The sequence below is a fragment of the Nocardioides sp. genome (assembly GCF_044226765.1).
GTDB lineage: Bacteria > Actinomycetota > Actinomycetes > Propionibacteriales > Nocardioidaceae > Nocardioides.
Map to the genome: position 1 here is coordinate 13,253 of NZ_JBGAGJ010000003.1, position 14,138 is coordinate 27,390.

The window sequence follows — 14,138 nt, forward strand, 5'->3', positions numbered from 1 at the left end:
TAGCTGAGCGGGCAGACACTTGTGCGACCTCCGAGGACATGCGGCTGCGGCTGCGGTCGATCGTATGGCCGTGCAGCAGGGACCGCTGCCTTTCGGTCGAGCCGGTCGCCGGGAGAGGGCTATTGCAGGCGCACCGAGCCACGACCACGAGTGGAGACCCTGGTGTCGGCGACCTCACCTCACCCCATCTGCCTCAGGTGTCACAATCCGTCGTGTCGGCGAGCGTCCGAGGCTGTGGTGGCTACCATCTCCCCATGCAACGGACTCGGTTGACCAGGCTGCCGCCCGTCGAGGCGCTGCCCGCCCAATGTCCGGTTGGCCGTTGGATGGTCATTGGATGACCGACGACAGCTGACATCAGCAACACCGTCATGACGTCATGCGTTCGGAGCAAGGGCTTGCTCCGAACGCATGACGTTGTGCTGCCGGGCCCGCCCGTGACGACTGCACGGCGACGGTCGCGGCCTGGAAGTGCATGGTCTGGGCATCGGCGGTACCCGCGCGGTACGCGTTCAATCGTCTCGACGCTGTCGGCTGGTCGTGGTTGTGTGGGAGCAGGGTCACGACGGCGTGACCCCGTTCTCGGGAGGAACACACATGGCACTACCTGCACGCGTGCGTCGGACCGCCCTGGCTGTCGGCGCGGCCCTGCTGCTACCACTCGGGGTCGCCCAGGCGGCACCGCCCGGCGGCACGCCGGGGTCGCCGGGGATCGGCGACCCCTACTATGCCGACTACGGCAACGGCGGCTACGACGTCGACCACTACTCCATCCACGTCGCCTACGATCCGGCGAGCGACCGGCTGGTCGGCCACACGCGGATCCGGGCGCACTCGACCCAGGCGCTGTCGAGGTTCGACCTCGACTTCGTGCTTCCGGTCGCGACGGTGCGCGTCGACGGGCAGCGGGCGTCGTTCACCCAAGGTGAGCACGAGCTGGTCGTGAGGCCGCGCAAGGCGATCCGGGCGGGCAAGGCGATGACGGTCGACGTGACCTACGCCGGCGTCCCGTCCACGATCATCTCCGACGGCATCAGGCCGTGGATCCGCACGCCCGACGGCGTCGCCGCCGTCGGGGAGCCGGAGATCGCGGCCTGGTGGTACCCCGCCAACGACCACCCGCGCGACAAGGCGACCTACGACGTCAGCGTCACGGTCGCCAAGGACCTCGAGGCGCTCGGCAACGGGGTCCTGGTCTCCAACACCGTCAAGCGGGGCATGCGGACCTGGCACTGGCGCGAGGCGAAGCCGATGGCGCCGTACCTGGCGTTCTTCGTGGTCGGCCAGTTCGACATCACCTCGTCGGTCACCGACGACGGGCTGCCCGTCGTCACGGCTGTCGCGTCGAACGGTGGCAGTGAGGGCGAGTACGCCGCCGCCGACCTCGCCCGCACCCCGGAGGTCATCGACTTCGAGTCGCAGCAGTTCGGTCCCTACCCGTTCGACGCCATCGGCGGCGTCGCCCCGGCGGCCGACTTCGGGTTCGCGCTGGAGAACCAGACCCGACCCGTCTACACCCGCGGCTTCTGGCGCAACGGCCCGAACATCTACGTGGTCGTCCACGAGAACGCCCACCAGTGGTACGGCGACTCGGTGTCGGTGCGCAACTGGCGCGATATCTGGCTCAACGAGGGCTTCGCGTCGTTCGCCGAGTGGCTCTGGTCGGAGAAGCACGGCGAGGGGACCGGTGCCCAGCTGTTCCAGGAGTACTGGGACCACTACCGCGACAACACCGGGTTCTGGTCCGTGACGATCGGGGACCCGGGCGCGCACAACGAGTTCAACGGCGCGGTCTACGACCGTGGGGCGATGGCGCTGCAGGCGCTGCGCACCCGCATCGGCGACCCGGCGTTCTTCACCGTGATGCGCACCTGGGCGGCCAAGCACCGTTACGGCAACGGCGCGGTCCCGCAGTTCATCCGGCTCGCGGAGCGGGTGTCCGGCGAGGACCTCGGCTCGTTCTTCGACGCGTGGCTCTACACCGGCCAGCGCCCGGCGCCGACGGAGGAGAACGGCTTCCCGCCGGACTTCACGCCGCGCTCGACGTCGTACGCCCGGGCCCACGCGCCGGCGTCGTGGCAGCAGATCCAGCTGACCCACCGCGTGCTGGGCTCGCTCGAGCGGCAGTGACCTCCGGCTCCTGACCACCAGGGGCGCCGGGTCCAGGCCCGGCGCCCCTGGTGAAGCCTTGCGTGGGCCCCGCCGGGCCGCGCTAGTCGCGTGAGCGGAACGCGCGGAGCGCGATGGCGGCGACGATGATGATCGCGATGACGAAGATGGTCCAGGTTGCGGGAGTCATCGATCCAGCCTTGCTCGGCGGGCCAAGTCCGGCGGCGCCGGCGTGGTAACCGGTCCGATGCCGCCTCGTTGAGCACGCATGAGCCCGAAGACAGTCCTCGTCCTGCTGACGACCGTGGTGGCGTCGGCCGCCACGCTCGCGCCGGCCGTCGCGCCGGCGGAGGGCGCGGACACCTCGAGCACACTGGTGCGGCCGAGCAAGGACCCGTTCTACCGCTACACCGGCGCCAAGCCGCTGCGGAAGATCGCGCCGGGGACGCCGCTGAAGACGCGGCAGGTGACGGTCGGGCTCGACACCCAGCAGACACCGCTCCCGGCCGAGCAGATCCTCTACCGCACCAGCGACTGGCGCGGGCGACCGGTGGTGACGGTGACGACCGTGATCGAGCCGGTGACCGGCACGGCGGCGCCGCGGCTGGCGGCGTACCTGAGCTTCTACGACGCGCTGTCGAGCAAGTGCAACCCGTCGTACACGCTGCGCGGCGGCAACCCCGGCAAGCCCAACCAGAAGCTCACCGACCTCGAGCAGGGGACGGTGCAGGCACTGCACGCGCAGGGCTACATCGTGACCGTGCCCGACTTCGAGAACCAGCGGCTCGACTACGTCGCCGGTCCCGAGTCCGGCACCAGCGCGCTCGACGGGATCACCGCGACGATCCGGGCGCTGAAGCTCGGCCGCAAGGTCCCGGTGGCGATGATGGGCTACTCCGGCGGCTCGATCGCCGCGGACTGGGCCAGCGAGCTGCAGCCGCGACACACCCCCTGGCTGAACCTGGTCGGCACCGCCATGGGTGGCGTGCCGGTGGACCTGAGGCACAACCTGCCCTACGTCGACGGCACGCCCGAGTGGTCCGACGTGATGCCCGCCGCGATGATCGGCATCAGCCGCGCCGTCGGGCTCGACCTCAAGCCCTATCTCTCGACCTGGGGCCGCAAGGTCGTGCGCACGATCTCCCACCAGTGCATCGGTGAGTTCTCCGGCGAGTTCCCGAACCTCACCATCAAGCGCCTGATGAAGCCGCGGTACGCCGACCTCCTGCATGTGCCGGTCTTCCGCAGGCTCCTCGACCGGCTGGTGATGGGCACCGTGCCGGGCCACCCGAGCGCGCCGATCTACATGATGGCCGGCAACTCCGACGGCACCGGCGACGGCGTGATGATCGCCGCCGACCAGCGCCGGCTCGCGGCGCAGTACTGCCGCCAGGGCGTCCCCGTCTCGTTCCAGGAGATGAACGGGCTCGACCACAGCAACACCGGCGTGGCGTTCCTGACCAGCGCGATGCCGTGGCTCGCATCGCGGTTCGCGGGGGTGCCGGCGCCGAGCACCTGCTCGGGCTGAGGCGCTAGCGGATCCGCCAGGTCACAGCCGGGCTCGGTGTGGCCCGACCGACGGCGTTCACGGCGATCACCTGCAGCCGGTAGGACCCGCGCGGCAGTCCCCGGAGGGTCGCGCGCGTGACGGACCCGGAGACCGTGCGGTCCGCGCCCCGGCTGAGGTCGAGGACGTAGCGGGTGATGGGCGCGCCGTTCGGCGCTGGTGCCTTCCAGGCAACCGTGACGGTGCCCTTCTGCACCGTGACCGTCGGCTTCGCGACGCGGGCCGGGACGCCGGCGGGAGTGACCGGGGCACTCGGTGGACTGGCCGTCGACGTGCCGACCTCGTTGGTGGCGGTGACGGTGAAGGTGTAGCTGGTGCCGTTGGTGAGGCCCGTGACCGTGGCACTCGTCAGGTCACCGCTGACGGTGATGCTCTTGCCGCCGGGGCTCGCCGTCACCGTGTAGTCGGTGATCGGTGAGCCATTGGCGGACGGCGCCGTCCACGACACCACGGCCTGCTTGTTGCCACGAACCGCCGTGGGCTTGGTGGGCGTGGCGGGGACGCCGGCCGGGGTCACAGGATTGGACGCAGTCGAAGGCAGGGAGTCCCCAACAGCGTTCGTTGCCACCACCGTGAACGTGTAGGCGGTGCCGTTGGTGAGGCCAGTCATGACAGTCGAAATCGTGTCGGGATCGGTGACGGTCTTGGTGGCGCCGCCGGGTGAGGCGGTGACGGTGTATCCGGTGACCGGAGCTGAATTGCCGGATGGTTTCTCCCACGACACGGTGGCCTGGTGGTCGCCCCGGACGACAGCCGGCTGATCCGGCGGATCCGGGACGCCGGCGGGCGTGACCGGGTCCGACGGGTCGCTGGAGGAGGAGCTGCCGATGACGTTGGAAGCGGTGACGGTGAAGGTGTAGGCGGTGCCGTTGGTGAGACCACTGATGAGGGTCGTGGTCGTGTCGGGATCGGTGATGGTCTTGGTGGCGCCGCCGGGTAAGGCGGTGACGGTGTAGCCGGTGACCGGGGCGCCGTTGCCGGAGGGCTTGGTCCAGGTGATGGTGGCGGCCTGGTTGCCGCGGACGGCGCGGGGTTTGGCTGGTGTCGCCGGAACGCCGGCGGGGGTGACGGCGTCGGATGCGCTGGAGGCGGCCGAGTCGCCGACGGCGTTGGTGGCGGTGACGGTGAAGGTGTAGGCGGTGCCGTTGGTCAGTCCCGTGACGGTTGTCGAGAGGGTGTCGGCGCCGGTGACGGTCTTGGTGGCGCCACCGGGAGAGGCGGTGACGGTGTAGCCGGTCACGGGCGATCCGTTCCCAGAGGGCTTGATCCAGGACACGGTGGCCTGCTGGTCGCCGCGCACGGCGGTCGGCTTGGCGACCGGGAGCGGGGCGCCGGCGGGGGTGACCTCGTCAGAGGGGGCGGACGGGTCGGAGTCGCCGACGGCGTTGGTGGCGACGACGGTGAAGGTGTAGGCGGTGCCGTTGGTCAGTCCCGTGATGGTGGTGGAGAGGGTGTCGGCGCCGGTGACGGTCTTGGTGGCGCCGCCAGGGGTGGCTGTGACGGTGTAGGCCGTGACGGGGGCGCCGTTGCCGGAGGGCTTGGTCCAGGTGATGGTGGCGGCCTGGTTGCCGCGGGTGGCGATCGGCTTGTCGGGAGCAACTGGGACTCCGGCCGGGGTGACGGCGTCAGAGGCGCTGGAGGCCGCCGAGTCGCCGATGACGTTGGTGGCGCTGACGGTGAAGGTGTAGGCGGTGCCGTTGGTCAGGCCGGTGATGGTGGTCGAGAGGGTGTCGGCGCCGGCGATGGTCTTGGTGGCGCCGCCGGGGTAGGCGGTGACGGTGTAGCCGGTGACCGGCGAGCCGTTGGCCGACGGCTTGGCCCAGGTGACGGTGGCTGACCCATCACCCCTGCTGGCGCTCGGCTTCGCCGGAGCCGCTGGTGGCCCTGCCGGGGTGACCGGGTCGGAGGGCGCCGACGGATCGGAATCACCGATCGCGTTGGTGGCGCTGACGGTGAAGGTGTAGGCGGTGCCGTTGGTGAGGCCGGTCATCGTGGTCGAGAGCGTGTCGGCGCCGGTCACGGTCTTGGTGGCGCCGCCGGGGGAGGCAGTCACGGTGTAGCCGGTCACCGGGCTCCCGTTGCCGGACGGTTTGGCCCACGTGACCGCAGCGGACTGGTTGCCCCGGGTCGCCGTCGGCTGGTCCGGGCGCGCCGGTACCCCGGCCGGGACGACCGGGTCCGTTGCCGCACTTGCGGTCGAGGTGCCGACTCTGTTGGTGGCGGTGACGGAGAAGGTGTACGCGGTGCCGTTGGTGAGGCCGGTGACCCGGGCCGACGTCTGGCCGCCGGAAACGGTCGCCGTGGCTCCGCCCGGAGAGGCGGTGACGGTGTAGCCGGTGACCGAGGATCCGTTCGGAGCCGCAGCGTTCCAGGAGACGGTCGCTGCCCCGTCCTCGCGTGACGCCGTCACGCCCGTCGGCGCACTCGGTGCCTCGGGCGCTTTGGTGATCGTCACGCTCGCCATCGGCGAGAGACCGTCCGCGCTCGAGGCAGCGATCCCGACGACGTACTGCCCGTCGGCGAAGCCTCCTGGCTTGGTGATGTCGACGCTGCGGGCGGTGCCCGCGACCTGGCCGAGGTAGACATTGTCGAGGTAGATCGAGTACGCGGTGATCGGGCTGGTGCCGCTGCTCGACGGTTCGTTCCACACCGCGTGCAGGTAGCCGGTCGTCCAGTCGTAGCGGCCCGTCACGTCCCGCGGAGCGCTGGGTGCGACAGGGTGCGCGACGGTGACCGTCACCTGCGCGGCGGTCGACGACCCCACGGCGTTCACGGCGGCGACCCCGACGACGTAGTCCCCGTCCGAGAAACCACCCGGTCTGCTGATCTCGGCGCTGCGGGACGTGGCCGGGAGCTGACCGAGGTAGGACCCGTCGAGGTAGATCCCGTAGCCGGTGATCGGGGTCGTGCCGTTGGTGGCCGGAGTGGTCCACGAGACTTGGATCTTGCCGGTGATCCGGCTCCACGAGCCGAAGACGAAGCGAGGCGCTTCCGGCGCCGCCGGATGCGGCACCGCGACGGTCACCTCGGCCATCGGCGAGGCGCCGGCCGCACTGACCGCAGCGATCCCTACTGTGTGGTCGCCCTCGGCGAAGTACGTCGCGCTCGTGATGTCGGCACCTCGCGAGGTCGCCGCGAGCTGCCCGAGGTAGGCGCCGTCCAGGTAGACCACATACCCGGTGATCGGGCTCGTTCCGGTGCTCGCCGGCTCCGACCAGTAGGCGGAGATCTTGCCCGTGCTCGTGGCGTACGACCCGGTCACGTCTCGTGGCGCGCTCGGGGGCGTGGTCACCGGCGGGTCGGTCGTGCCGGATGTGGTCACGAAGGGGCCGGCACCGGTTGCGTTCACGGCGCGCACCGACAGCTGGTACGTCGTCCCGCCGGTCAGGCCCGTGAAGGTGTGGCTTCGGGCGTCGGCCGGCAATGTGACGGCGGTGGCCGAGCCCGAGCGGGTCACGCGGTAGCCGGTGACCGGACCGTTGCCGGGGGTCTCGGGCTCGGACCAGGTGAGGGTCAGGCTCGTCTCGCCTCCAACGGTGGCGGCGACGTCCCGCGGCTGGCTCGGCACTCCGTCCACCAGCTGGCCGTCGCACCCGGGTGCGCTGATCGTGTAGCGGCCGAGGCTCCCGTAGTCGTCGTACCCGCCGGCCGACCAGGAGCCCTCACCGGTGCCGTCGACGGTGACGACCCAGTGGTCGCCGCTCGCCGGCACGGTGAGGGACGCGCCGAGACCCCCGGCGGTGGTCCGGCTGTCGAAGGTCGACGCCGGCTGCGACACCACGCGCTCGGTGCCGTCGCCGTCGACGAGCGAGGCACGCACGTCGAGGTCGGGGGACGTCGCCGCAGGCAGCACGTCGACCGAGCTGCCCGGCGTACAGCTGCCGAGCAGGTAGGTGTCCACGTCGTTGCGCGTGCCGATCACCGCGCTGTCCGTGGGGAGGACGGACGGGGAGTCGGGAGACCCGGAGGCCTCGTCGGCCTGCCGGGGGAGGTACGACGCGATCTGCGCCAGGTCGTCCTGCGGGTTGTTGGCGTCGGGGTAGAAGCCGGCGCTCCACTGCACGAGCGGGCGGTCGTAGCCGACGCCCATGATCGGGGCCCACACGCCCTGGCCCCCGTAGTAGCCCACCTGCGACGTGCCGTCGTGCTGCAGCCCGAGGTTGTGGCCGGCCTCGTGGCTGGAGGCCTCCGCGACGTTCTTGGCGTCGTTGCCCAACCCTTGCGGGAAGACCCACGCGGGCTCGTGGGTCGACCCCAGCTCGTCGAAGACGCTGAGGTAGGCGACCCCTCCGCACCCGCGGTTGCAGATCTTGGCGAACGCGTCGTCGCTCGGTGTGATCAGCACCCGGGTGCCGCACGTCGGGTCGGCGTCCGAGGTGCGCACCATTTGGTCCGCGCCCTCGTCCTCGGTGGTCACGTCCACGTCGAAGGGCACGTAGTCCTCGGCGACCATGGCCCAGACCTGCTGGACCATCAGCTTCTCGGTGTCGGTGAAGTCGGGGCCGTTGCCGGCCGGGTCCCACGCCGGCTGGGCGCTGGGCGTCACACCGTACGAGCTGTTCCACGCCGTCCCGGAGACGTTCGCCCCGTCGAAGTCGAGCAGGATCGTGAGGTTCGCGCTGGGGTCGCTGTGCAGCCGGAAGGTGTCGGCGAGGGAGATCGCGGGCTGCGGTGTCGCTCGCGCCGCCCGCCGCCCGGCGGTGTCGGCACCCGGGTCGATGAACGCCACCGCGCCCTGCCGGTCGACCCACGCGGTGTGGTCCTGACGGAGCAGGCTGCGCAGCTCGGCAGGGGAGAGGTCGCTTCGCTCGGCCGCCGTGGGGAGGTCGTCCCCGAGGTCGCGGATCGCCTCGGGGCCGTGGGTGGGGGCGTCGAGCAGGGGCTGGGGACGGGCTGCCGTGACCGTGGCACGAGGGTCGGGGCGGGGTGGCTGCGCAGCTTGTGCCGAGGGCGTGGCGAGCGCCAGCGTGCCGACAGCGAGCGCAGCGACGACCATCAACGGCGCGAGGCGCCGCCCCCCAAGAGACCCCACCGGTAGAGGCTAGGTGACATCGCGGGCTGCCGCTGCCGAACGGAGCGGACGTCGGCCGTCGGTGGTCCAGCGCAGCGGTCCAGACCGAGGGACTAGACCGCTGCCCTCGTCTGGCCGGCTCTGCCGCGAGGTGCGTGGCCGGGCTCCCATCCTGTGGTGAGTGGCCACACCCGGGGTTCTCTCGCGCGCGCTCGTCGTCCTGACCGTCCTTGCTGCCGTCCTCGCCGGCTGCAGCAGCGGGGGCAGCGATACGTCGGCTCCCACGCCGTCCCCGTCCACCTCTGCCGCCGGCGCGGAGGGCCAGGTGGCCTCGGCCGGCGTCGCGGCCACCGACGACGCGGCCGACGGGGTCAAGGACCCCGTCGTGTGCACCGACAAGGCCATCGCCTCGATGGACTGCTCGCCCCGCCTGGCCGACACGATGCAGCCCCTCCACTGCGGGGACAAGAACTACGCGGCGCTGCAGCAGAGCCCGCTGATGAAGCAGAACCTCACGGCGGACCCCGTCAACGGCGCGGACGAGTGCTCCTTCGGCTCGAACCGCATCCGGGTCTTCGGTCCCTCCACGGGCAGCGACAAGTCGTCCATCGCGTGCGAGAAGAAGCCGGACCCGCAGCTCTGGGTGGTGCCGCCCGGTGCCGACACGGTGGTCGTCCAGGCGTGGGGGGCCTCGGGCGGCAACACGGCGGACAGCTCCAAGAAGCCGTTCAGCGCGCTGGGTGGCTTCGGCGGCTTCGCGGAGTTCGACGGCCGCGACTACACCAAGCCCTGGCCCGACGCCCTCAACGCGGACAACGGCCTCCTGGCGCCTGGCGACGTCCTGCAGGTGGTGGTCGGCTGCAAGCCGGTCACGGTCGGCACGCCGAACAGCAGCGGCGACCGGAGCGCCGGAGCGGGCGGCGGGAGCACCGCGGTGCTCTGGATCGGCGTGACCGACCCGACGGTCGCCGACAAGGTGTCGACCGACGACCAGCGTTACCAGCAGGCCAGCGCGACCGCGCAGAAGGCAGGCCTGGCCGACGCCCAGGGCCACCCGATCCTGGTGGTCGCAGGTGGGGGTGGCGGCGCTGCTCGCGACGCCTTCGGAGGGGACGGTCAGCTCGGTGGCGGCAAGGGCTCCTACGCCTCCGGTGACGGGCACTCCGACCCCGGCCACCCCCAGGACCAGGTGGGCCGCGGCGGCAACCACGACGGGTCCGGGACCGGTGGCTCGGGCGCCGCCAAGGGCGGCAACGGGCTCGACGGCACCGGCGGTGCCGCCTACGGCGGCGGACCCGGTGGGGTCGGGTTCAACCCCGGCGGGCAGGGTGGCTACGGCGCCTGGCCGGGTGGCGGCGGCGGTGGCGGGTACGGCGGCGGCGGTGCCGGTTCGACCGACGTCCCCGACGCCAACCACAAGTGCAACGGCTGCGACTCCGGTGGCGGAGGCGGCGGTGGCAGCGTCTCCTGGGGCGGCGATCCGACCCAGTCGCAGGGTCTGGACCAGGACGGGTTCGTCGCCATCCAGTGGCGGCCCGACGTGCTCGGTGGCGCCGACTGCACGGCGAGCTGCCGCGCGGTCTTCGCGACCTGCACCATCGGCGGGTCGAACAGCGGCGCCACCACGTGGCGGTACGTGCTCCCCACGGGCGCCACGAGTGCCGGCTTCTACGTGATCGGTGCCGCCGGCGGCGGCGCCATCGACGACCAGGGCACCCTGACCCCGGGCGGCTCGGGCGGCTACGTCGGTGGCGGGGGTGTGGTCAGTCTGGATCCCGACAAGATCTATGCGCCCCAGGTCGGGTGTCCCGGCACATGGTCGAAGACCGCGAACTACGGAGGTGGCGGTGGCGGGTCGTCGGCGGTCGTCGTCACCAGCAAGCTGGGTGCGCCGGACCTGAGCGAGGGAAGCGCGGTCGCTGTCGCCGGTGGTGGCGGCGGCGCAGCCGCCGACGCGGCCGGGGGAGCCGGTGGCGTCGTCGGGGACGACACCCAGAACGCCCAAGGCTCCCACGGACTCAACGGTGGCGGCGCGGGCGGCGGCGGTGGGTCGGAGCACCAGGACGGCGGCAGCGGAGACCAGGGCGGCACCAACGGGCAGAACGGCTACGGCGGCACCGGCGGCTACGGCGGTGGCCGCCTGCTGCACGGTGACTTCGGTGGCGCCGAGGGCCAGGGCCCCTACACGAGTGGCAAGCAGGGCCTCGGTGGCAGCGGCTACCTCGACACGTCCGCCGGCAGCGGTGGCGGCGGCGGCGGTGGCGGCGTCGGCGGCGGCGGTGGTGGCAACGGTGGCCAGTCCGACGGTTACCCCGACGCCAGTGCCGGCGGCGGTGGCGGAAGCTTCGGCAACCATCAGGTCGTCACGCCCGCCCCGCCGTCGACCAGCTCGTGGATCGCGGACGTCTTCCTCGTCTGGAACGGCCTGGCCTCGGCCCTCCCGGGATCGATCGGCATCGGCATGAAGGTCATCGGCGGCGTCGCCCAGGGCGTCCGGGCGGCGGTCCAGGCGGCCCCCAACGTGCCGGCCGCGCTGAAGGCGCCGAAGTCGTCGCCGCTCGCCTTCGGGTTCATCTCGTGGACGTGGGACTGCGTCCGGCCCGATCAGGACGGTGGGAAGCGCTTCACATGCCAAGGTCGAGGCCTGCAGTCCTCGCGCTGAGCGGGCTGCTCGCGCTGGTCGCCGCTGCGGGATGCACGACCTCACGTGACGACGACCGGCCCGCCGGCGTGCCCGGTGACGCCCGGCTTGCCGTGGCCTTCGGGCTCCCGCGCGACGACGCCGGGCTCGCGGCTGCGGTCGCGCGGCGTGAGCGGCTGACCCCCGCCCAGGTCCAGCGGCGGTACGGCGGAGACCCGGCCGCAGCCCGGGCGGCCCTCCGCCGACTGGGGATCACGGCCACCCCGGTGCCCGGAGGCGGGGTGCTGGTCGCAGAGGTCAGCGCGAGGACTGCCGAGGAGACCCTCGGCGCCGAGCTGCACCTCGAGCAGGGCGCGGACGGCGCGGTCGTCGCCGTACCGACCGAGCCCCTCGCGGTGCCGGCGGCACTGCGGGGCACGGTGCGCGAGGTCGTCGGCCTGGCGGGCACCGTACGGCCCGGGACCGCCACACCGACGGCGAGCCCGTCCGACACGACCGGCTGCGCGGAGGCTCGCCGAGGCGCGGCGGACGGATCCGGCATCGCCGAGCACTACGGCGTGACCGCGCTGCGCCGGCAGGGGATCGACGGGGCGGGAACCCACCTGATGCTCCTCGCGACCCAGCAGCTCGACCCGCGCAGCGTCACGGTCTTCAGCCGGTGCTACGGCTACCCCCACGCCCGCGTGCGCACGACGACCGTCGCGGGCGCACCCGAGGTGGGCACCGGCCTCGAGGTCACCATGGACGCGATCGTCGCCTCCACCATCGCGCCCGGCGCCGAGGTCGAGGTGCTCCGGTTCGACGACTACCAGCCGATGACCTTCGCGCTGGCGCAGGCCCTCGTCCGCGACCCCGACGTGCTCAGCACCAGCGTCACCACCTGCGAGGACGACATGTCTGCCGCCGAGGCGTCGGTCGACGAGTGGCTGCTGACGGTGCTGGCAGCCAGGGGCACCACCACCCTGGCCTCCGCGGGCGACCACGGTGTCGCGGGGTGCTACCCCGCGAGCGAGAAGCCGGTCGCGCTCTTCCCGGCCTCGTCGCCGTCGGTGGTGGCCGTCGGCGGCACCACCGCCACGTTCGACGCCGGGCGGATCAGCGACGAAGCGGTCTGGCACGAGCCGCCGTACGCCGGCGGCGGCGGGACCAGCGACCTCTACCCTGGCCGGGCGCTGCCCGACGTCTCCTTCCTCGCCGACCCGGCCGAGTTCGGCACCGAGCCGGTCTGCGACGACGGCGGCTGCAGCTGGCAGGACGTCGGCGGCACCAGCGCCTCGGCGCCCGGGGCGGCGGCCGTCGTGGCGCTCCTCGACAGCGGGCTCGACGAGCGGCTCGGGTCGCTGCGGCCGCTGCTGCCGACGCTCGGCCGCGGGGTGGTCCACGACGTCGTGACCGGGAGCAACGCGCTGTTCGGCAACGACTGCTGCCAGGCGCGTCGCGGCTACGACCGCGCCTCGGGCTGGGGCTGGATCGATGCGCACGCGCTCTACGAGCACCTCTCGGGCGCCTCTCTCGACCAGCGCGGCCCAGCGCTGTCCCGGGCCGCGCGGAGCTCCGGCGGTCGACCATGATGGCTGCATGACTCTCGACGTGGCTCGCATCCGGCGCGACTTCCCCGCTCTGGAGGACGGGACCGCCTTCTTCGACGGGCCGGGCGGGACGCAGGTGCCGCGCCAGGTGGCCGAGGCGGTCGCGGCGACCATGACGTCGGGCATCTCCAACCGCGGCACCGTCACCGCGGCGGAGCTGCGGGCCGAGGACGTCGTGCGCGGCGCGCGGGCCGCGGTGGCCGACCTGCTCGGGTGCGACCGGAGCGGGGTCGTCTTCGCGCGGTCGATGACGCAGGCGACGTACGACGTGGCGCGGGCGCTCGCCGCGGAGTGGGAGCCCGGTGACGAGGTCGTGGCGACCCGGCTCGACCACGACGCGAACATCCGGCCGTGGGTGCAGGCGGCCGAGCGGGCGGGCGCGACGGTCCGGTGGGTCGGTTTCGACCGGGCGACCGGCGAGCTCACCGTCGACGACGTGCGCGCCGAGCTGTCCGACCGGACCCGGCTGGTCGCGGTCACCGGCGCGTCCAACGTGCTGGGCACCCGGCCCGACCTGCCCGCGATCGCCGAGGCCGTGCACGCGGTCGGCGCGCTGCTCTTCGTCGACGGCGTGCACCTCACGCCCCATGCACCTGTCGACGTCCCGGCGCTCGGGGCCGACCTCTACGCGTGCTCGCCCTACAAGTTCCTCGGCCCACACCACGGCGTCGTCGTGGCGGCGCCGGCGCTGCTCGAGCGGCTGCACCCCGACAAGCTGCTGCCCTCCAGCGACGACGTGCCCGAGCGGTTCGAGCTCGGCACCCTGCCCTACGAGCTGCTCGCCGGCACCACCGCCGCGATCGACTACCTGGCCGGGCTCGCGTCCTCGGCCCCCGACCGGCGCACCCGCGTGCTCGAGTCGATGCGGGCGGTCGAGGAGCACGAGGAGCAGCTCTTCGGCCGGCTGCTGGAGGGGCTGCGCGGCATCGACGGGGTGACGCTGCACGGCTCACCCGCGCGACGTACGCCGACCGCCTGGTTCTCCGTCGACGGCCGGTCCGGCCGCGACGTGCACGAGCAGCTGGCCGCGGCGGGCGTGAACGCGCCGGCGAGCCACTTCTACGCGATCGAGGCGTCCCGCTGGGTCGGCCTCGGCGACAGTGGCGCGGTGCGGGCCGGCCTGGCGCCGTACTCGAACGAGGACGACGTCGACCGGCTGCTCGCCGGCGTGGCCGAGGTCGCGCGGTAGGTCAGCCGACCTGGACAGGTCAACGGCCCGCG

Annotated in this window: 6 protein-coding genes; 5 read left to right on the forward strand and 1 reads right to left on the reverse strand. The window is 72.6% G+C overall.

All coding sequences use genetic code 11. From position 1 onward, the window contains the following. The first annotated feature begins 597 nt into the window (after positions 1 to 597). Complete coding sequence (locus ACILRH_RS07715) at positions 598 to 2,130, forward strand: M1 family metallopeptidase (protein WP_395692124.1); 1,533 nt, start codon at positions 598 to 600, stop codon at positions 2,128 to 2,130. A 247-nt stretch (positions 2,131 to 2,377) separates the two neighbouring features. Further along, a complete protein-coding gene (locus ACILRH_RS07720) occupies positions 2,378 to 3,637 on the forward strand; it encodes a lipase family protein (RefSeq protein WP_395692125.1) in 1,260 nt (419 codons plus the stop codon). Positions 3,638 to 3,641: 4 nt separating this feature from the next. Here the strand turns inward: ACILRH_RS07720 and ACILRH_RS07725 are convergent, their stop codons facing one another. Continuing rightward, the gene (locus tag ACILRH_RS07725; protein ID WP_395692127.1) at positions 3,642 to 8,708 is read right to left on the reverse strand and encodes a fibronectin type III domain-containing protein; all 5,067 of its coding nucleotides are present in this window, start codon (positions 8,706 to 8,708) and stop codon (positions 3,642 to 3,644) included. Positions 8,709 to 8,868: 160 nt separating this feature from the next. On the opposite strand from ACILRH_RS07725, the gene ACILRH_RS07730 reads away from it, so the two are divergent. Genes ACILRH_RS07730 through ACILRH_RS07740 form a run of 3 tightly spaced genes read left to right on the forward strand, consistent with a single transcriptional unit; the run spans position 8,869 to position 14,106 of the window. Continuing rightward, positions 8,869 to 11,349: a hypothetical protein gene (locus ACILRH_RS07730; RefSeq protein WP_395692129.1), complete on the forward strand. Its 2,481-nt coding sequence runs from the start codon at positions 8,869 to 8,871 to the stop codon at positions 11,347 to 11,349. Beyond that, positions 11,316 to 12,899 carry a S8 family serine peptidase gene (locus ACILRH_RS07735; RefSeq protein ID WP_395692130.1) on the forward strand — a complete coding sequence of 528 codons (1,584 nt, stop codon included), beginning with the start codon at positions 11,316 to 11,318 and terminating at the stop codon, positions 12,897 to 12,899. The genes ACILRH_RS07730 and ACILRH_RS07735 overlap by 34 nt, the downstream gene beginning before the upstream one ends. A 7-nt stretch (positions 12,900 to 12,906) precedes the next feature. Continuing rightward, a complete protein-coding gene (locus ACILRH_RS07740; protein WP_395692131.1) occupies positions 12,907 to 14,106 on the forward strand; it encodes a cysteine desulfurase-like protein in 1,200 nt (399 codons plus the stop codon). Positions 14,107 to 14,138: the final 32 nt, after the last annotated feature.